This is a genomic window from Siphonobacter curvatus, from assembly GCF_002943425.1.
GTDB classification, from domain to species: Bacteria; Bacteroidota; Bacteroidia; order Cytophagales; family Spirosomataceae; genus Siphonobacter; species Siphonobacter curvatus.
In genome coordinates, this window is sequence record NZ_PTRA01000001.1 from 3,010,713 (window position 1) to 3,033,169 (window position 22,457).

The following is a 22,457-nucleotide window of genomic DNA, read 5'->3' on the forward strand; positions in this document are numbered from 1 at the left end:
CCTCGCCTCTAGTTACTTTGGACTGTGTAAAAGTTTTTTACAGATAGTGAATTTTCTCTTCCTCCAGATCCAACCGTAACAGGTGTTTGCGGATGACTTCTTCGTTCACCAAGGGATCTTTGTTCCACTCGCGGAGCCATTTTCGCTGCTGATCTAACATCTCCAGATATACTTCCCGCGATTGCGTACTGAGCAACTGATCTTCCAGTACCAGCGTACTGTTCTCCCATTTCTGTACCAGCTCTTTTAGCACGGGCTGATCATTCAGGCCCATTGGATACTGGTCTCGCAATCGTTTTAGACTCTGCTCGACCAATTGCTTGTGCATGGCATGGTAATCATCTTCTTCCGGCAGAAAGTGGTCCATATCTGAAATCCGGAAGGCTCGAATCAGGTACGGCAGGGTCAGTCCCTGGACCACTAAGGTCAGCAAAATCACGATGAAGGTGATGAACAGAATGAGGTTCCGTTGTGGAAATTCTGTACCGTTGTCCAGATACACGGGAATGGATAACGCCGCCGCCAGCGACACAACGCCCCGCATCCCGGCCCAGCCCATGAGAAAAGGAGATTTATAACCCGGATGCCGGGTGTCCGCTACGGTGATGAATCGGCTGGCAAACAGCGTAACGAAGATGGCCGAGTACGTCGAGATCATGCGACTGATCATCAGCGTACCCGTAATCAGCACGCCATAACCGATGGCGGTATAGATGCTGACGCCGTCAAGGTTCGCAGTGATTTCCGGCAAGTCCAGACCAATCAGCATGAAAACCAGTCCGTTCAGGATAAAAACCAGCGACTCCCAGACGTTGGTCGTCCGCAAGCGACTTGTACTGCTCAAAAACAAATGCCGCCGCTGCGATAGGAATAGACCGCCACTCACCACGCTCAATACGCCCGAACAGTGAATTTCTTCCGCCGTGATGTACATGATGTACGGAGCAACCAGCGTGAAGACCAGATCCGTATTGGCATCGGTGGGTAAGAGTCGGTGCGTTTTGAAAAACAGTAAGGCAATCAATAGGCCCACGCCGATCCCGCCTAATACCATCCACACAAAATTCAAAGATGCATTTCCTGCCAAAAAATGGCCCGTACTGACGGCAATCAGGGCAAAACGAAAGATGATCAAACTGGACGCGTCGTTGAGCAGACTTTCCCCTTCCAGAATCGACGCCATCCGTTTGGGTACTTTCACGAACTTCAGAATGGCTCCGGCACTTACGGCATCGGGCGGCGATACGATCCCACCCAGCAAAAAGCCCAGAGCCAGCGTGAAGCCGGGAATAAAATGGGCGGCGACCAGAGCCACTGAAAATGCCGAGACAAAGACAATCAGAAAGGCGAAGCTGGTAATGATCCGTCGCCACCGCCAGAGTTCTTTCCAGGAGGTATTCCAGGCGGCTTCGTACAGGAGGGGCGGCAGGAAAATGATAAAAATCAGTTCCGGATCGATCTGGATGGAAGGCAATCCCGGCAGAAAACTGAAGGCCAGTCCCGCCAACACCAGTACAATGGGATAGGCTACCCGAATTCGCTGGGCCAGCATGATAAGTAAGACAATCGCAACAATGAGAGCCAGATAATAGGGGAAAACGTCAAGCATGGAAGTGTTACGCAAGGGATAGGTCCGTGCTAAAATAAAAGGAAGGTCGGTTTTTATGCACACATAATCCGGGAAAAATAAAGGGAAGCTAAAGCGGGGAAGGCTGATTGCAAGGGGATGAGTCCAGGCAGCGTTGTGTAGCTGTCCGAAAGCGAACGATCTCTGTTCACTTTCGGACAATTTCATTTCCTACAACTATTGATTTTCAAAGACTTACCTTTTTACCTTGCGTAACGGCACAACTTTAGATCAGTATTAGCAATCGATCGCTGATTTGCTATGCTACGTAATTACTTCCTCGTCGCTTACCGGACCCTTCTGCGTTATAAAGGCTATACGCTACTCAATGTTATTGGCCTTACCCTCGGCCTTACCTGTGGCATTCTGATCTTTCAGGTTCTTAAGTTCCAGACTAGTTTCGATGCGTATCACGCCCAGAAAGACCGAATTTATCGGGTAATGACCGAGTGGCATTCCGATGGGGTAGGCCGTTCGAGTGGCGTACCTGCACCCATGGCAAAAGCCCTTCGAAATGACCTTTCTTTTTTCGAGCATACGGCCATGATCTTCGATCAGCACGACATCCTGGTTTCCGTGCCCGACGCCAAGGGACGTCCGCTCAAGAAATTTAAGGAAGACCATTCTATTGCCTACGTGGAACCCGAGTTTTTCAGCATTATGGATTACCAGTGGCTCAATGGCAACCCACGACTGTCACTGACCCAACCCAACAGCGTCGTACTCACGAAAAAGCTGGCGACCAAATTCTTCGGTACGGAAGACCCGATCGGCAAACGCCTGAAAGTCGGCAATGAACTGGATCTAAAAGTAAGCGGTCTTTTAGCGGATATTCCGGAAAATACGGACGTGCGTCAGGAAATGTTTATCTCCTGGGAAACGCTCAAAAATTATAAAAAAGCGGGCGGAGCAGGACTCGACAACTGGGGTGGAGTTAATTCCAGTACGCATTGTTTCGTACTGATGCGTCCGGGTGTCGATCCAAAAACGTTGGAGAAGCCCATGCGGAAGTTCATTAACAAGTATCACCCCGAGGAAGGCAATGAGTGGTTTCATCCGTTTATTTCCGTTCAGGACGCTCACTTTGCCTTCGATTTTGACGCCCAGATCAGTAAAAGTCAGTTGTACGCTCTGACGATTATTGGCCTGTTTCTGGTACTGACGGCCTGCATCAATTTCGTGAATCTGGCAACGGCTCAGGCCCTTAAACGTTCGAAAGAAGTAGGCGTCCGCAAAGTCATCGGCGGTACGAAAGGACAGCTTTTTGCTCAGTTTCTTTCCGAAACCGGACTCATTACCTTGTGCTCCGTTATTCTGGCCGTACTGTTGACCGAGCTGGTTTTACCCAGCGTCAACCACTGGGTGTACGAAACGGCAGGGCTTAATCTTTTCGGTAACCTTCAGCTTTTCTCCGACCTGCCCATGCTCTTGTTCTTGTTGGTACTGATCGTAGTGGTTACCTTCTTTTCGGGTTCGTACCCTGGACTGGTACTGGCGGGTTTCCAGCCCGTAGCAGCGTTGAAAGGCAAAATTAGTACGCAACAGGTAGGGGGCTTATCCGTACGCCGGGGTCTGGTGATGGTACAGTTTGTGTTGACGCAACTGCTCATCATCGGAACCATCGTGATTACCCAGCAAATGGATTTTTTCCGGGGAAAAGATATTGGCTATGATCCTACGGCGATTGTCATGGTGAATTTACCCACGCCGGACAAAGTCACCGAGTCCCTTCGTCATCGGTTCATGCAGATACCAGGGGTAGAAAAAGTTTCTTTTTCGTCCTATGCTCCCACCAGTAGTTCCAACAACAATACCAACCACCGCTTCGATACCCGGCAGGAAGACGAGAAATGGTCCGTTAATACGAAACCCATTGACTCACATTACCTGCAAACCTTTGGTCTGAAACTCGTAGCCGGTAAAAACATTCCCGAAAGTGATACCACGCGTGCGTTTATGGTGAATGAAACGTACGTAAAACGGCTGGGTGGAAATCTGAAACCCGCCGATGTGGTCGGGCGTAACATGACCGTTTGGGACCGGACTGCTCCCATCGCTGGGGTCATCAAAGACTGGAATAACCTTTCTTTCCACAATCAAATTCAACCCGTGGTCTTGTTCTCCGATCATAACCTATACTACACGGGAGCGTTAAAGGTCAGTACGGCTCACCTCCCCCAAACGCTGGCCGGAATCGAACAGCTTTGGAATGAAGTGTATCCCGATCACCTGTACGATCAGACCTTCCTGGATCAACGCATTGCTCAGTCGTACCAAACCGAAAACCTGATTCTGAATCTGATTCGCGTCTTTTCCTTCATCGCCATCATCATTGGTTGCCTGGGTCTGTACGGACTGGTCAGCTTCATGGCGGCTCAGAAAACCAAGGAAATTGGGGTTCGTAAAGTACTGGGGGCCAGCGTAGCTCAGATTCTGGCTTTGTTTGGAAAAGAGTTCGCCAAACTGGTGGTACTGGCCTTCGTCGTAGCCGCTCCGCTGGGCTGGTGGGTGATGTCGGGCTGGCTGGAAGATTATACTTATCGGATCAGCATTGGCTGGACGACCTTCCTGGTGGCTATTTTCACCACGGCCTTCATTGCTACCCTGACCGTCGGCTGGCAATCCTTCCGGGCAGCTACGGCCAATCCGGCGAAGAGTTTGAAGAGTGAGTAGAGGATGGGTTAATTATGTCGCTTTAAACGGACCGAGTTCGTCCTTTGGAGACGGCTGGCTAGTAGCCTGTGAGCCTTCCAGGCTGGTCCACTCCATGCCTAACCATTCCATGGGGGCCTTCCCATGGCGGCGACAGCCCGCTTTAAGTCATCGCATTGCGGCTGTAGTAGGGCATTCCGCGGCTCACAGGCGGCAGGGGTTTTCTTCTTCTAACAGAAGTTGATTATTAATGCTTGTTTGAAGTTTGCCGATTTCTGAATGGACGGCATAAAACCGGGCCCCGTCCTATCGCGAACATCTCTTGCTGTATACATTAATCCATCATTACTAAGTTGTTAGCCGCTTAGCTCGTTGGAAGTTTTTGAAGAAACCAATACGAACTCTTTCCAACCATCAACTGACAAACCATCAATCCCATGCTACGTAATTACTTCCTGGTCGCCTATCGCACCCTGCTTCGGTACAAAGGCTATACGCTACTCAATGTACTTGGACTGACGTTGGGCATTGCCTGTAGCATCCTGATTTTTCAGGTGATCAAATTCCAGACCAGCTTCGATCGCTATCACGCGAACGCGGACCGGATTGTTCAGGTGACTACGGAAAATAAGAACGAAAATGGGGTGAGTCATTCGTCCGGCGTCCCCGCCCCCGTCGCTAAAGCCCTGCGAAACGATTTTGCCTTTCTGGAACGCGTGTCGGTCCTCATGGCCGTAGGCAATCGCCTCATCACCATTCCGGACAGCAAGGGTACCATTCAGAAGAAATTCAAAGAAGAAAAATCCATTGGTTTCGTCGAACCCGATTATTTCCATATTCTGGATTATCAGTGGCTGGCGGGCTCGCCGAAGGAACTGACGGCTCCCAACACCGTCGTACTCACCCAGAAAATGGCCGAAAAATACTTTGGTACACAACAGGCCGTTGGAAAGGTGATTCGCCTGGATAATACCATGGATTTGAAGGTGACGGGCATCCTCGCGGATATTCCCGAGAATACGGACCGCCGCCTGGAAGTGTTCGTTTCGTGGGCTTCCATGCCCAAGCAATGGGACGGTATTGAGGTCGATAACTGGGGCTGGACCAATTCCGGTACGAACTGTCTGGTACTCTTTAAAAATGAGTCTGACATCGAACGTTTGAATAAGCTGATGCCCGCATTCCGTCAAAAATACCTGGGCGAAGAGGCCAAAGAGGGCTCCTATCCACTGGTACCTTTGAAACGAATGCATTTTGATTCGAATTACGGCGGAGCGAAGGATACGATGTTTTACGTACTGGCGGCAATCGGCCTGTTTCTGTTACTGACGGCCTGCATCAATTTCGTGAATCTGGCGACGGCTCAAGCCCTTAAACGTTCCAAAGAAGTAGGCGTACGCAAAGTCATCGGCGGTACGAAAGCCCAGCTTTTCGGTCAGTTCCTTACCGAAACCGGACTTATTACGTTCATCGCCATCGTGGTAGCTCTGGGCCTCAGCGAAGTACTGATTCCCTTGGTGAACGCAGCCATCAAAAATCAGACGAGTATCAATTTTACGGGTACGTTTTCCTTCTTTCAGGAACCACTCCTGTGGGCTTTTTTACTGGGTTTATTACTAATGGTGACCCTTCTGGCGGGCTTTTATCCGGGTATGATCCTATCAGGTTTCCAACCCGTAGCCGCACTGAAGGGCAAAATCAATACGCAGCAGGTGGGTGGTTTATCCGTACGCCGCAGTCTGGTGATCGTCCAATTCATCATCACTCAGGTGTTAATTATTAGTACGATTGTGATTACCCAGCAAATGGGTTTTTACCGCAACCAGGACATTGGGTACGACCCTTCGGCGATCATTGTCATTCCCAACCCGACGCCCGAACAGACCAATCTGCAAACCTTCCGGCATCGTCTTACACAGGTACCCGGCGTCGAAGCTGTATCCTTTTTTGCGGCTCCGCCTACGTCTACCACTAATTTCTCCACCAACCATCGATTTGGCTCCCACACGGAGGTTGAACCCTGGAGTCTGGTAATCAAGCCAGCTGACTATACGTATGCGAATACGTTTGGTTTGAAATTGCTGGCTGGTCGGAACATTATTGAAAGTGATACGGCTCGGGAATACCTGGTCAACGAAGCCTACGTTAAGAAATTAGGATTAAAAATTCAGGATGTACTTGGCCAGAATTTAGATGTATGGGGCGTATCGGCTCCCATCGTAGGCGTGATCAAAGACTTTAACAATTTGTCCCTGCGGGAAGAAATCAGTCCGATTGCGATATTCTCCGCCCGGGATTTCCAAAAATTCGGGGCCGTCCGCGTCAGCACGCGTGATTTGTCCGGTACCCTGGCGGGCGTGGAGAGCGTTTGGAATGATACCTATCCTAATCACCTCTACGAGCAATCGTTCATGGACGAGCGTATTGCGAAAATGTACAAGAGTGAATCGATGATGTTGCAAATCATACGGGTCTTTTCGTTCATCGCCATTTTTATCGGCTGTCTGGGCCTGTACGGACTGGTCAGTTTCCTGGCGGCTCAGAAAACCAAGGAAATCGGCGTTCGGAAAGTACTCGGGGCCAGTTTGATTCAAATCTTAGGACTGTTTGGAAAAGAATTTGCCCGACTGATTCTCGTAGCCTTTGCCATCGCGGCTCCCCTGGGTTGGTGGCTGATGTCGCAGTGGCTGGAAGAATACACGTACCGGATTTCGATCGGCTGGGAGACGTTTGCTATTGCCATTCTGCTCACCACGGCTATTGCCGCCCTGACCGTGGGCTGGCAATCCTTCCGGGCCGCTCTGGCCAATCCGGCCAAGAGTTTGAAAAGCGAGTAGGGTTTTCAAGTTGATTGTTGTTGGTTATTGGTTATTAGGCCTTCCCGAGAAAGCTCCTAATTCATTTGCCTCTACACCAACAACGATCAACCCCTAACCATTAACTATTCATCTCATGTTTCGTAATTATTTCAAAATAGCCGTACGTAACCTCTGGAAGAACAAAACCGCTACGTTTATCAACGTATTCGGTTTAACGATCGGGCTCACCTGCTGTCTGCTGATTGGCCTGTACATTCAGTATGAGGTTAGTTTTGATCGCTTCCAGCCCAAGGGTACGCGTATTGCCCGGCTGGTAATGGACTATCGATTCGACAGTAGTCCGGAAACGAAACAAACCCCCGTGACCAGTACCAAGGTGGCTCCGGTCTTCAAACGCACCTTCCCCGAAGTAGAAGCGGCGGTTCGGATGATTGAGGAACTAACGACCGTCCGCCAGCAAGACCATCTGGTCTCGGAAAAGCATTTCTACTTCGTCGATTCTACGTTTTTCGATATTTTTCAGGCTGAATTCATTCAGGGAAATCCTCAGAAAGCCCTGGATGGTCCGCATAAAGTTGTACTGACCGAATCGACGGCCCGCCGGTATTTTGGGCAGGCCAACCCCATCGGTCAGGTACTGGTCACAGGAGCCGATACGGTGTTGTACGAAGTGACGGGCGTCATCAAAGATTACCCCGCTTCTTCGCAGCTGCACGCTGATTTTCTGGCCTCTTTTTCTTCACTGGGCGTCAATCAGGAGCATACGTATTTCAATGCCAATTACACCACGTTTCTTTTGCTCAGGGATGAACAGGCCTTTGCTTCCTTACAGGCCAAAATTCATCTCTTCATGAAGAAAGAAATGGCTGGTTCGGGAGCCAGTGTAACCTACTGGCTGGAGCCCCTGCTGAACATTCACCTGCACTCGCCCTACGACAGCTTCGTTCCGAATACGCCCATCGTATACCTGTACATACTGGCGGGCGTGGCCTTATTGATTCTGCTGATTGTCTGCTTTACGTACATCAACCTGAGTACAGCCCGTTCGATGGAGCGAGCTAAGGAAGTAGGGGTTCGGAAAGTGATCGGGGCTGGGAAAGAACAATTATTCTGGCAGTTTATTGGCGAATCCGTCCTTACCTGCTTGATCGCCATGGCGTTGAGCCTTGATTTGGTTTTAGTAGTACTCCCGTATTTTAACGAACTGGCGGGTAAATCCTTGACCGGAGCCAGCCTGCACAGTCTGCCTTTTCTACTGTTTCTGGTAACGATTACGCTGGTAGTGAGCCTGCTGGCGGGGAGTTACCCCGCCCTGGTATTGTCGAAATTTCAGCCCGTCAAAGTACTGAAAGGCTCGTTTCGGCATACACGTTCGGGACAATGGCTTCAGCAATCGCTGATTGTCTTTCAGTTTACGATTTCGATTTTCCTGCTGGTCGCCACCTGGCTCATTCAGAATCAGTTGAATTTTATTCAGGAGAAAAAACTGGGTTACGACCGCGATCATGTCGTCGAGGTCCTGCTCAACCGGAAAGCACTGGACAACCTCTCAACCATCAAACACGAACTGCTGGCGAATCCGGACGTACAGAGCATCACCCGCTGCGTGGCCTCCCCCATCAACATTTACAGCGGTTTCAACATGCGATCCGCGACGATGGCGGCAAATGAGCAAATTCCGGTGACGGGCAACTCCGTAGATGAAGATTTCCTGAAAACGACGGGCTTGCAACTCGTAGCGGGTTCGGACTTTACTGCTCAGGATATCAAAGACGTAGATTTTCCGGATTGGCAACAACGTCAGTACCACTTTATCCTCAACGAACGGGCGGCCCGCCAGCTCGGCTGGTCACCCCAGGAAGCCATTGGCAAACGGATGTTTCTGGACGATACACGTCCCGGCGTAGTGAAGGGCGTGGTCAAAGATTTTCATTTTGAATCACTGCACGAAAGCATCAAACCCCTGGTACTGTCTCCTGAAATACGGGCCCGGCGACTGCTGATTAAACTGAGCGGCCATCGACTCCCCGAAACGCTAACGTTCCTCGAAAACCGCTGGAAACAGGTCGTTCCGTATATGCCCTTTGAGTACCGTTTCCTCGACGACCATTACCATACGATGTATCAATCGGAAATTCAATTAGGGAAAGTCATGCGACTGTTCACGTCCTTGTCCATGATTTTAGCCTGCCTAGGACTATTTGGGCTGACGTCTTTCATGGTACAGCAACGCATCAAGGAAATCGGCATTCGGAAAGTGTTGGGAGCCTCGATTCCCAGTATCATTGCACTGCTGTCGGGGGGCTTCCTCCGCCTTACCCTGCTAGCGATGGTACTCGCTTTTCCCCTGGCTGCCTGGGCCATGCACCGATGGCTGGAGGGCTTTGCATACCGCGTAGCCATCTCGGGCTGGATTTTTGCCGGGGCGGCTCTGGCTACCCTAACGGTAACCCTACTCACCGTTAGCTATCAGGCCATCCGAGCGGCGTTAATGAATCCAGTTCAATCGTTGAAATCGGAATAATTCAATCAAAGGAATTAAAGAAAGCTGTTCGGAAGCGTACAATGTGTCGTACGCTTCCGAACACTTGTTTTTATATTAATTACTGATTACCAGCGCTTTAACACTCCCTTTCTTTCATCGGCACGACTTTTCTAACGGATAGGTTAGCTTTCACTTACCAGTCATTCCTATACGCCATTACCGAATAAACGAAACGAACTACGCAGCTTTCGAGCATACGTCAACCCATACCAACAACCCTTACGACCGATGTTAAAAAATCATTTTAAAATCGCCTTTCGTAATCTGCTGAAAAACAAGATTTTTTCGGTGATTAATCTGCTCGGTCTGGCCGTAGGGCTAGCTGCTTTCTGGATGATTGGGTTGTACGTAGCGGATGAGCTGAGTTATGATCGCTTTCACGAAAATTCGGATCGGATTTATCGCGTAACACACGAGGCCAGTTGGGAGACGGGTCAGTTTAAGACCGCTCTTACTTCCGCTCCCTATGCTCCAACGCTGAAGAAAGATTATCCCGAAATCGAGCAGGCCGTACGCTTCGCTCCCGAAGGAGGCGGTTTGATCCAACGGGGCAAGACTCAATTGAGAGTCAATGACATGATATTCACGGATGGAAACGTATTCCAGGTCTTTCAATTTCCTTTTCTGTACGGCGATCCGAAGACGGCCTTAAGCAAGCCCAACTCATTGGTCATCACGGAACAGCTGGCGACAAAGCTTTTCGGTAATCCAGCAAAAGCCCTGAACCAAACGGTATACCTGGAAAATAATCTAGGCAACGTCATCACGGGCGTTCTGCAGGATCTTCCCACGAACTCCCACCTGCAATTCAGTGCCCTGCGTTCCATGCCCGCTAACTTTACCGACGGCTGGCAAAACTTTAACTTGTACACATACGTACTGCTTCGCCCGAATACGGATGCCGTAGCTTTCGAGAAAAAAATCCAACGTTTCTTCCCGGACCACTTACTCCAAGAGATGGGCAAAGTCAATTACCAGCTCAATCTTCAGCCGCTGGTGGACATTCATTTACATTCGCATCTGAGTTTTGAAATGAGTGCGAATGGCGACAGTACCTACGTCCTGGTCTTCAGTATCGTAGCCGTACTGGTCCTGCTCATTGCGGCCATCAATTACATGAACTTAAGTACGGCCCGTTCCTCGCTGCGGGTACGCGAGGTGGGGGTACGGAAAGCCATTGGCTCGGAGCGTAACCAACTAGTAAGCTTGTTTCTGGCCGAGTCCCTGCTACTGAGCTTGTTTGCGGCAATTCTGGGTATTCTGCTGACGGAATTGCTATTACCCTTTTTCAATACGTTTTCGGGGAAAGAGCTTTCCCTCTGGCAATTTGGCGTCCTGCCCAGCTTCGGCTTTCTGGTATTCTTTTGTCTGTTGACGGGTCTGCTCAGCGGTACGTACCCAGCCTTATTCCTTTCGGGTTTCCGGACTATTCCGGCGTTGAAAGGACAGTTAGGGAGTTCGGCCACCAACAAACGATTCCGGCAGTCGCTGGTTACGTTCCAGTTTGTGATTACGATTAGTATGCTGGTCGGTTCGGCCGTTATCTACCAGCAAATGCACTATACCGCAACGAAAGATCTGGGGTTCAACCGCGAGCAGATCTTGTCCTTTCACATCGATAAGATGGACGTACGCAAGCACATTTCAGCCCTTAAGGAGCAATTGCTGAAGAGTCCCCTCATTACGGCTGCGGCGGCGGTTGGCAATCCCATTGGCAATAACAATATCGGCTCGCGGGGATACCACTTTGAAACCACCGGAAAAGTTTCGGATGCCAGCATGATGATGCAGCGGCTCGACGCAGATGAAGATTTTCTGACAACGATGGAAATTCCACTCGTCGCGGGTCGAAATTTTGATAAAAACCGGGAGACCGACGTAACCCAAGCGGTACTGGTGAATGAAACACTGGTAAAGAAACTGGGTTGGAAAGATCCCATCGGTAAAATCGTGGAAGCCAATACGGAAGATTCGGAAAGTCCCCGACTCAATTTTCAAGTGATTGGCGTCGTCAAAGATTTCCACACCTACTCCCTCCAGCATACGATTGAGCCGCTGGTGATTCAGCGGGCTTTGGGTACGCAGCAGGATAACTTATACGTACGCATTCGTCCCGAACAAACGGAAGCGGCTCTGGCCTATATTCAAACGGTGTATCGACAATTCGATCCAGCCAGTGATTTCGAATATAGTTTTCTTGATCAGAACTTTGCTCACCAGTACGAAAGCGAGCAAAAGCAGGGCCAACTTTTACTCACGTTTACGATCCTCACCATTTTCATTGCCTGTTTAGGCTTGTTTGGCCTGGTTACCTTCACCGCCGAACAGCGTACCAAGGAAATCGGCATTCGGAAAGTACTGGGAGCCAGCGTACCGAATATCGTCGGCATGCTTTCGAAAGATTTTCTGCTATTGGTCGGCGTTGCAGCTCTGGTTGCTTTTCCGCTAGCCTGGTACGCCATGCACCGCTGGCTTGAAGACTTTGCCTATCGCATCGAAATGCACTGGTGGGTCTTTGCCGGAGCCGGACTGATGGCACTACTCATCGCCCTGCTGACCATCAGTACGCAGGCGATCCGAGCCGCTACGGCGAATCCGGTACGTTCGTTAAAGTCGGAATAGTGAAGGAATGCCTGATCTACACTTGTCCCGAACTCTTTGTCTCAGTAGTAATTGTTAGAAAAGCTTCAGCAAAGCGATCATTGCTTAATCCTTATCTATCCAAAAATGTTAAAGAATTATTGCCTCGTTGCCTACCGAACTTTGCTTCGCTACAAGGGATACGCCCTGCTGAATATCCTGGGACTGGGTCTGGGCCTTACCTGTACCGTGCTGATTTTTCAGGTCCTGAAGTTTCAGTTCAGCTTTGATACCTATCATACCAAGAAAGATCGCACGTATCGGGTGGTAACGGAATTCAGCGGAGAGAGCACGGAGTACCAGTCGGGCGTACCGCTCCCCCTGGGGCAGGCCCTGCGAAATGACTATTCCTTTTTGGAAAAAGTAGCGATAACCTACCTCCAGTATAATACCCTGGTCAGTGTGCCCAACTCCCGGCCTTTTAAGAAATTCGAGGAAGAAGAAACGCTCACCTACGCCGAGCCTTCGTACTTCGACATTCTGGATTACCAATGGCTGGCAGGAAACCCGAAGCACGCGTTGGATCAGCCCAATACCGTGGTGATGACGCGGCGAATGGCGGAAAAATACTTTGGCTTGGCAAACCCGATAGGTAAGCACCTGCGGATCAACAATGATCTGGATCTGAAAGTGAATGGTGTATTGGCCGACATTCCCGAAAATACGGATCAGCGGCAGGAACTGTTTGTTTCCTGGGCTACGCTACGGGGTTACAAAAACAACGTGGCGTATAAACTCGATGACTGGGATGGCGTTAGTTCACGTACCCATTGTCTGGTTTTACTACGTGAAGGCACTTCGCAGGCCAGCGTTGAGCAGGCACTCCAGGGGTTTGTAAAGAAGTATCATCCAGATGATTACCAGGAAATTCGTCATCCGCTCATTCCCCTCACCGATTTTCACTTTTCAGCGGAATACAACGAGCAGCTTACCGTTACGCAACTGTACGCACTGGCTTCGGTTGGTCTCTTTTTGCTACTGACGGCCTGTATCAATTTCGTGAATCTGGCGACGGCCCAGGCTCTCAAACGTTCCAAGGAAGTAGGCGTTCGCAAAGTGATGGGCGGCACGAATGGACAGTTATTCTGGCAATTCATCGCCGAAACCGGACTCATTACCCTGGCCGCCATTGCCTTTGCCGTATTGATGGTGGAATTGCTGGCTCCGGTGCTGAGTCAATGGGTGCATCAGGCTTCGGACCTGAATCTGCTCGGTACGTTCGATCTTTTTTCCGATCCCCTACTGCTGATTTTTCTGGCTGTATTACTGATCGTCGTAACGCTATTAGCGGGTTCGTATCCGGGACTCATTTTGGCGGGTTTTCAGCCCGTCGCGGCCTTAAAGGGAAAAATCAGTACGCAACAAGTGGGCGGCATGTCCATTCGCCGAGGCTTGGTAGTAGTTCAGTTTACGCTGACCCAACTGCTACTCATTGGAACGCTGGTGGTTACGCAGCAAATGGATTTTTTCCGGGGAAAAGATATTGGCTACGATCCCACTTCGATTGTACTGGTCAATCTTCCCACGACCGATCAGATCAACCTGCAAACGCTGCGTAATCGGCTTTTGCAAGTGAACGGCGTAGAGCAACTCAGTTTTAGTACAACCCCTCCAACGAGTGGAAACAACAATCGCTCTAACCACCATTTTGACAACCGACAGAAGGAAGAAATCTGGGATGTCAATACCAAAGGCGGCGATGCTCAGTACCTGCAAACGTACGGACTTAAACTGGTAGCAGGTACAAATTTACCCGAAAGCGATTCCATTCGGGGCTTTCTCGTCAATGAAGCTTACGCCGAGAAGCTCGGTCGGCAGCCGCAAGAGATCGTCGGGCGATCGCTGGAACTCTGGGGATTCAAAGCTCCGATTGTGGGCGTAGTGAAAAACTGGAATAACCTTTCCTTACAAAACCGGATTGAACCCGTTACCATTTTTCCGTTCCCGAAGGCGTATCAGTACGTCGGTCTGAAGGTCCGCAGCTCTCATTTGCCCCAAACCCTGGGTGGCATTGAAAGCGTTTGGAATGAGACCTTTCCGGACTACATCTACAAGCAGTCGTTTCTGGACCAACGCATTGCCAAAGCCTACGAAACCGAACAGCTGATGCTGCATCTGGTTCGCGTCTTTTCCTTCATTGCCATCTTCATCGGCTGTCTGGGTTTGTACGGACTGGTCAGCTTTATGTCCGCTCAGAAAACCAAGGAAATCGGGGTACGCAAGGTACTCGGGGCCAGCGTCGGCCAAATTCTGACGCTCTTCGGTACCGAATTCGGACGACTCATCCTGCTGGCGTTTGTCGTAGCGGCCCCACTGGGTGGCTGGATTATGACGAACTGGCTGGAAGGCTATACCTACAAAATTCACTTGGGTTGGCAAACGTACGCTGGGGCCATGCTACTCACGCTATTGGTTACTCTGTGCACGGTAAGCTGGCAATCGTACCGGGCCGCGACCACGAATCCGGTAAAATCGTTGAAATCAGAGTAAGCTAGCTCCTTTTTGGGACGGGTTGGGGATTCGTGTTCTACCCGTTCCGAAGCCATCCTTTCCTTTTGAATCTTTACTGCATTGTTCGTTTCCGAACTATGCTCTGTTCAAAAGCGAACACCCCTACTATTGTATACCATTCTATACCAGACAGTTACCTAAAGACAGTATCCAACGGCACAACTATTGAAAGTAACCGGATGTACTGAAAGCGACCTGTCTTATGCTTAGAAACTACTTTTTGGTTGCCTGGCGGAACCTGCTGCGGAACCGGACCTTCACCCTCATCAATGTTACCGGATTGGCTTTAGGTCTGGCTACCTGTATATTAATCATGTTATACGTGGTAGATGAATGGAGCTATGACCGCTTTCACGAGCGTGCCGACCAGATCGTACGGGTAGTTTTCAAAGGGAAAACGGAAGGCGGCAGTATCAACGAGGCTCATGTTATGCCTCCAGTAGCCCGTACGCTTCAGGCCAGCTTTCCGGAAGTAGCCGAAGCTACGCGTCTTCGCCTGGCGGGTTCGCCGCTAATCTCCTACGGAAGCAAGTCCTTACGTGAGAGTGTGATGGCCTTCGCCGATTCCAATATTTTCCGGGTCTTTACGCTACCGCTGCTCAAAGGCGATTCAAAAACGGCCCTGATTAAACCTTCCTCTCTAGTCATTTCTGAAACGGTAGCCCGTAACTACTTCGGCGAAGCCGATCCCATAGGTAAGATACTGGAAATTAAAGCCTGGAAATCTTCGTATCAGGTAACGGGCGTTATGCAGGATATGCCCAAGAATTCGCATTTCCACGTCGATATACTGGCCTCCATGTCGGGGCTTGCGGAAGCCCAGTCTACGACCTGGCTAACTTCCGAATTTTTCACCTACCTCCGCCTAACGCCCGGCACAGATGTAACCCAACTGGAGCGGAAATTACCGCCGATCGTTTCCCGGTACATGGGCCCGCAACTGGAACAGGCTTTCGGCATGCCCTACGAGACATTTCGCAACAAAGGAAATGCCCTTGGGCTCTTTCTACAGCCGTTAACGGACATACACCTGCGTTCCGATTTTGCGTACGATCTCTCCGCCCCCGGTAATCTTCAGACGGTGTACATTTCCAGTATCATTGCCGGACTCATGTTACTGGTGGCCTGCATCAATTTCATGAACCTCTCGTCGGCGGGAGCTTCCCGTCGGGGTCGCGAGGTGGGCATTCGGAAAGTACTGGGTTCGGGGCAGTCCGAACTCATGAAACAGTTTCTGTTCGAATCCATTCTGCTCACGGGACTGGCCCTGTTTCTTTCACTTTTGCTGGTTGATCTGACTCTACCCGCTTTCAACGAACTAGCCGGCAAACACCTGAGTTTCCCCTTCTTCACGCATCCGCTGCTGTTCATAGGTTTACTGGTGCTGGGTTTGCTGGTGGGTGTAGCGGCAGGCAGTTATCCCGCTTTTTTTCTGTCTTCTTTCCAGCCGATGGCGGTACTGAAAGGTGGCGGGTTCCAGATCAAAACTTCGAAGGGAAGTATTCATTTCCGGAGTAGTCTGGTCGTGTTTCAGTTTTTCGTTTCCATTGCCTTAATCATCGCTACTACCGTAGTCTATCGCCAGCTTTCCTACATTCAGCATAAGGAGCTGGGGTATAACAAAGATGAGGTGATTGTACTGCCCGAAACCTGGGCTTTAGGTTCGAACGAATCCGCGTTTCGACAACGGTTACTCCAGGATTCTAGGGTACAGTCGGTAAGTGCTTCGGTATATTTACCCGCTGGGCCAAGTAGTAACAATAATTTTTTCCTTTCGCCGGAAACGAATCCCGGCCTACTCGTTAAAACCCTTCGTTACGACATAGACGAAGCCTATATTCCCACTTTAAACATCCGGATCGCAGCCGGACGCAATTTTTCTCCTCGATTTGCTACCGATTCTACGGGTATTCTTCTCAACGAAACGGCCGTTCGCTCGATGGGCTGGACCGGGAATGTACTGGGCAGAACCTTAGCCACCCATAGCAACAACGGCCACCGCAGCACCTACCACGTCATTGGCGTAGTCAAAGATTTTCACTTCCGGTCCCTGCACGAACTCATCACACCCCTGGTAATGGTTCAGGCCCAATCGGGTGGTACCCTGATCGTCAAAGCCAAAGCGGGCGATGTGGCCGGGTTACTGCGAACCATGCAGCAGGTTTGGAGCCAGTACCACGCCGAGGTACCTTTCAGCTATTCGTTTTTAAATGATCGTTTCTCGAACACTTATCAAATCGAACAAAAAACGGGTACGCTCCTGAGCGTCTTTGCGGGGCTGACCATTTTTGTGGCCTGTCTCGGTCTGTTTGGTCTGGTTACGTTTACCACCCAACAACGTACCAAAGAGATTGGCGTACGGAAAGTACTTGGAGCTTCGGTAGGCAGTATCCTTGCCCTGCTTTCCAAAGAGTTCCTCCAACTGGTAGGCCTGGCCTTTCTACTGGCGATTCCGCTGGCTGGATACGTTACGCACGAATGGTTACAACAGTTTGCCTACCGTATTTCGCTGGAATGGTGGGTCTTTGTTCTGGCGGGTGCATTAGCCTTGAGCATTGCCCTGCTTACGGTGAGTGTCCAGAGTATAAAAGCTGCTTTAGTCAATCCGGTGAAGAGTTTGAAATCCGAATAGCAGGGCTGTTTTGTTCCATTCTACGGTTCCTAAAGAAGAGGTTCGTTCACGTTTGACAGACGGGTGGGTTCGCTCCACCGCAATCAACAAGTTATGCTACGCAACTACATCAAAGTCGCTTTACGAAATCTGTTCAAGCACAAATTATACTCCGTGGTCAATATCATGGGACTGGCCATTGGTATGGCGGTAACACTGTTGATTGGACTTTGGGTCTGGGACGAACTTTCGTTTAATCGCTCCTTCGAGCAGTACGACCGCATTGCTCAGGTTATGCAGCACCAGACCCTTCAACAACAAAAAGAGACCTGGCCTGCCGTATCGATTCCCGTGGCGGCGGAGCTGCGTAACACCTACGGATCGGACTTCAAACACGTGGTTCTTTCTTCCTGGAATGATGATCACGTCCTTTCATCGGGGACGAAAAAACTGAAGTCCGACGGTAGTTTTATGGAACCCAATGCCCCGGACTTGCTGAGTCTACGAATGCTGGCGGGCAGCCGGAAGGGATTGGCAAATCCTTCTTCCATCCTGCTTTCCGCATCCCTGGCCAAAGCCCTTTTCGGTACCAGGGATCCGATGGAACAGGTGATTAAGATTGATAACCAACTATCGGTAAAGGTGAGCGGGGTCTACGAAGATCTGCCTTCCAATACTTCCTTCCATAACCTGACCTTCCTTTTACCTTGGGATTTATACGTTTCCAGCGAAGATTGGGTGAAACGAAATCTAACTGACTGGCAGGAATACTCCTTCCAGGTGTTTGTACAACTCAGCCCCCAGGCTCAACTGGATCAGGTTTCGGCTAAACTCAAACCCCTGTTGGCCGTAAAAACCCGGCAAACTTCTCGCCCGGAAGTTTTTCTGCATCCGATGGCAAAATGGCATCTGTACGAAGAATTCAAGAACGGCGTCAACACGGGTGGCAGCATTCAGTACGTCTGGCTGTTTGGGTTGATTGGCTTCTTCATTCTACTACTGGCTTGTATCAATTTTATGAATCTGAGTACGGCCCGCAGTGAAAAACGAGCCAAGGAAGTAGGCATTCGAAAAGCCATCGGCTCGGTACGCACGCAGTTGATCAGCCAGTTTCTCAGCGAATCATTCCTGGTGGTTTTCATTGCTTTAGTACTAAGTCTGGGACTGGTTGAACTGGCTCTACCCTGGTTTAATGCACTGGCCCATAAGCAGGTAGCCATTCTCTGGGACAATCCGGTTTTCTGGTGCATCACGCTCGGCTTTTGCCTGATTACGGCTCTGCTGGCGGGTAGTTATCCGGCCTTCTATTTATCTTCCTTCCAACCGGTCAAAGTGCTGAAAGGTACCTTTCAGGCCGGACGTTTTTCAGCCTTGCCCCGCAAGGCCCTGGTGATGGTACAGTTTACCATTTCCATCACCCTGATCATTGGCACCATCATCGTGTACCGGCAAATTGCGTTTGCCAAAGAGCGGCCCGTCGGGTATACGCGGGAAGGACTGATCGCTGTACCCATGAATACGCCCGATCTGTACGGACACTACGACGCCATTCGGAATGACCTATTTCAGACCGGAGCTGTACTGGAGATGTCCGAGTCTTCCAGTGCACCCACGCGGGTACAATCCGTCAATTTTGATTTTACCTGGAAAGGCAAAGATCCCAACACGAAACCGCTGTTTGCCTACATCGCCGTTACCCATGATTTTGGTTCTACCATCGGCTGGCAGTTTGTACAGGGCCGTAATTTCTCCCGAAGCCATTCGACGGATACACTCGGACTAGTGATCAACGAGGCGGCTGTTCAACAAATCGGCTTTCAGCATCCCGTCGGAGAAATGCTTCAGAAAGGTGGAAAAACCTATCAAATCATCGGCGTCATTAAGGATATGGTGATGGATTCGCCCTTTAGTGCCGCCCGCCCCACCCTGTATACGCTGGATTACGGCTGGGTCAATTACATCAACATCCGGATTAATCCGAAGCTACCCATGCGTACGTCGCTGGCCGCCATCGAGCAGGTATTTCGAAAATACAATCCAGAAAGTCCGTTCGATTATCGATTTGTCAGCGAAGAGTACGCCCGGAAATTTGCCACGGAAGACCGCATTAGTCAGCTTACTTCCTTCTTTGCCGGACTCACCATTTTCATTTCCTGCCTGGGTTTATTTGGACTGGCCTCCTACGTAGCCGAACAGCGAACCAAGGAAATTGGCATTCGGAAAGTCCTGGGAGCTTCCGTACTCAATCTATGGCAGCTATTGTCGAAAGAATTCGTAACCTTGGTTTTGCTTTCTTGCCTTCTGTCCGTGCCCCTTGCGTATTATTTCATGAACAACTGGCTGGACCACTACGAGTATCGGACGAACATCTCCGGTTGGATTTTCTTCGCCGCGGGTCTGGGGGCTCTGGTGATTACCGTACTGACCGTGAGTTATCAGGCCTTATCGGCGGCTTTGATTAATCCGGTGAAGAGTCTGAAATCCGAATAACGTACACCCACGCTGACGGGATGGTTTATACTCTGTCAGCGTGCCCCCCCTTAACGATCATGCTAAAAAATTACTTCCTCGTCGCGTACCGTACCTTACTACGGCATAAGGGCTATACGCTGCTGAATATCTGGGGGCTTACCCTGGGGCTGTCTTGTGGCGTACTCGTCTTTCTGCTGATCAAGTTTCACCTTAGCTTCGACCAGTATCATAGCAAGATTGATCGTACCTATCAAATCACTACGCAAACCAGGGTAGACGGAATCAACGATGATCCGGGCGTTCCCTTTCCCCTCGCCCAGGCCCTACGGCAGGATTTTTCGTTCTTCGATGACGTGGCCCTTGTCTCGGGCGTTTACAATGCCTTGATTGCCGTACCCGGGGCGGAAGGAAAAAAGAAATTCAATGAGGCCCAGTCGCTGTGCTTTACCGAACCTTCGTATTTCAACATTCTGGATTACCAATGGCTAGCGGGACAACCTAAAACAGCCTTGCAGGAACCGAACGCGGTCGTGCTCACGCGTAAAGTAGCCGAGAAGTATTTCGGCTCTGTATCCGAAGCTCTCGGCAAGGTCATTCGGATGAACAATGACCTGGACCTGAGCGTAACGGGCATCCTGGAAAACATTCCCGACAACACGGATCGGCGGCAGGAGCTTTTTGTTTCCCTGGCTACCCTCAAGAATAATCCGGGGTATGCCCGCAGTGGCCTCGATAACTGGTCGGGTTTTAGTTCGAGTACCACTTGCCTGCTCACCCTCAAAGCAGGGGTTAGCCCCCAACGACTGGAAAGGGCCCTACCCGCGTTCATCAAAAAGTATCACACTACTGAGGCTGCCCACTGGAACCATCCCGTTGTACCTTTTGCTACGATCCATTTCTCCGAAAAATACGGGCGGGGGCTAACCTCTACGCACCTTTGGGCTTTGGGCTTGGTCGGTTTATTTCTGGTCGGAACGGCCTGTATTAACTTCGTGAATCTAGCGACGGCTCAGGCCCTCAAACGTTCCAAAGAAGTAGGCGTCCGGAAAGTTATTGGGGGTACGAAACTCCAGTTATTCGGACAATTTATGGCCGAAACCGTTGTTATCACGTCTTGTTCGTTATTCCTGTCCGCCCTGGTTGCCGAACTCAGCTTACCCGTCCTGAATCAATGGGCTACGAATGCGGGGATGCCCTTTCCGTTGTTTACCCACACGAATCCACTGGCTGACGGACAATTGTGGCTATTTCTGTTCGGGATTGGCTTGGTGGTGGTACTGCTCTCCGGCTCGTATCCCGGGATTGTACTGGCGGGTTTCAAACCCGTTCAGGCGTTGAAAGGACAGGTATCTTCCCAACAGGTAGGCGGTATGTCCATCCGGCGGAGTCTGGTGGTGGTACAATTTATCATCACCCAAATCCTGCTCATCAGTACCCTGGTCGTGATGCAGCAGATGCGTTTTTTCCAACGTACCTCGCTGGGTTTTACCACTTCGACCCTGAGCATAATCAATATTCCGGAGCAAACGCACGTACCCACCTTTCGCAACCAATTAGCCCAACTGCCGGGCATTGAAGCCATCAGCTTTTGTAGTAGCCCGCCAGCTTCTACGACCAACAGTAATAACAACCATCGGTTTGATCAGCGGCAGGAGGAAGAGAGCTGGTCAGCCAACACGAAGCCCGCCGACAGCCATTACCTGGAAACCTTTGGGTTGACATTGGTCGCTGGCCATAACTTTCCCGAATCCGATACCGCCAGAGGGTATCTGGTCAATGAAACGTACGTCCGTCGTCTGGGTTTGAAACCGGAAGACGTGGTGGGTAAAAGTCTGGAAGTCTGGGGCCGCACCGCTCCCATTTACGGGGTGGTCAAGGACTGGTATAACCGGGCGGCGAGATCGGAAATCCAGCCCGTCATTCTCTTTCCCCGTACCAATAGTTATGCGGCCTGTGGACTGAGAATCAATCCACGGACGGTAACTGAAACCCTGCATTCCGTAGAGCAACTCTGGGAAGAAACCTTTCCTGATTATTTGTACCAGCCTTATGAGCTGGATGAACAGCTGACCCGATTCTACATCGCCGAAGAAATGATCCTGGCCTGCATCCAGTTTTTTGCCGGCATCGCCATTTTCATTGGATGCCTGGGCTTGTATGGACTGGTCAGTTTCATGGTAGCTCATAAAACCAAAGAAATTGGTGTACGTAAAGTACTCGGAGCCAGTATTCCGCAAATTCTAACGCTATTTGGTATTGAATTCAGTCGCTTGATTATTGTAGCTTTTCTGGTAGCCGCTCCCGTTGGTTGGTGGGCGATGTCTCAGTGGCTGAACGGCTATACCTACAAGATCCAGCTGGGTTGGGGAATTTACGCTCTCTCACTCATAGTAACCACAGGGATTGTCCTCGTGAGCGTCGGTTACCAATCGTTCCGGGCGGCTACGGCCAATCCAATCAAAAGTTTAAAATCAGAGTAGTGGGTTTATTCTTCGAGAAAGGATACAGTATTTGAAAGGGTATGCAACGCCAAAGGCGACTTTATCATCTTTGGAAGGAATGACCGGATTTTCTTCTTCA

At 50.3% G+C, this 22,457-nt stretch carries 9 protein-coding genes; 8 read left to right on the top strand and 1 reads right to left on the bottom strand.

What is annotated here, in order from left to right; all coding sequences use genetic code 11:
• Window positions 1–37: 37 nt before the first annotated feature.
• Entirely contained in the window at window positions 38–1,609 is a 1,572-nt protein-coding gene (locus C5O19_RS12575) for a Na+/H+ antiporter (protein ID WP_104712669.1), read from the bottom strand.
• 279 nt (window positions 1,610–1,888) lie between these two features.
• Between C5O19_RS12575 and C5O19_RS12580 the strand changes: the two genes are divergently transcribed.
• The 8 genes from C5O19_RS12580 (at window position 1,889) to C5O19_RS12615 (ending at window position 22,357) form a co-directional block, all read left to right on the top strand.
• Window positions 1,889–4,300, top strand: coding sequence for an ABC transporter permease (locus tag C5O19_RS12580; RefSeq protein ID WP_104712672.1), 2,412 nt, complete (start codon window positions 1,889–1,891; stop codon window positions 4,298–4,300).
• A 416-nt stretch (window positions 4,301–4,716) separates the two neighbouring features.
• Complete coding sequence (locus tag C5O19_RS12585; protein WP_104712674.1) at window positions 4,717–7,116, top strand: ABC transporter permease; 2,400 nt, start codon at window positions 4,717–4,719, stop codon at window positions 7,114–7,116.
• 115 nt (window positions 7,117–7,231) lie between these two features.
• Window positions 7,232–9,622, top strand: a complete 2,391-nt coding sequence (locus tag C5O19_RS12590) for an ABC transporter permease (protein ID WP_104712676.1) — start codon at window positions 7,232–7,234, stop codon at window positions 9,620–9,622.
• Window positions 9,623–9,871: 249 nt separating this feature from the next.
• Window positions 9,872–12,265: an ABC transporter permease gene (locus tag C5O19_RS12595; RefSeq protein ID WP_104712679.1), complete on the top strand. Its 2,394-nt coding sequence runs from the start codon at window positions 9,872–9,874 to the stop codon at window positions 12,263–12,265.
• 105 nt (window positions 12,266–12,370) lie between these two features.
• The gene (locus tag C5O19_RS12600) at window positions 12,371–14,773 is read left to right on the top strand and encodes an ABC transporter permease (RefSeq protein WP_104712681.1); all 2,403 of its coding nucleotides are present in this window, start codon (window positions 12,371–12,373) and stop codon (window positions 14,771–14,773) included.
• Between the two features lie 223 nt (window positions 14,774–14,996).
• On the top strand, window positions 14,997–17,426 hold the full coding sequence (locus C5O19_RS12605) for an ABC transporter permease (protein WP_104712683.1): 2,430 nt from the start codon (window positions 14,997–14,999) through the stop codon (window positions 17,424–17,426).
• Between the two features lie 93 nt (window positions 17,427–17,519).
• Window positions 17,520–19,895: an ABC transporter permease gene (locus tag C5O19_RS12610; protein ID WP_104712685.1), complete on the top strand. Its 2,376-nt coding sequence runs from the start codon at window positions 17,520–17,522 to the stop codon at window positions 19,893–19,895.
• A gap of 59 nt (window positions 19,896–19,954) precedes the next feature.
• The gene (locus C5O19_RS12615; protein WP_165796012.1) at window positions 19,955–22,357 is read left to right on the top strand and encodes an ABC transporter permease; all 2,403 of its coding nucleotides are present in this window, start codon (window positions 19,955–19,957) and stop codon (window positions 22,355–22,357) included.
• Window positions 22,358–22,457 lie beyond the last annotated feature (100 nt).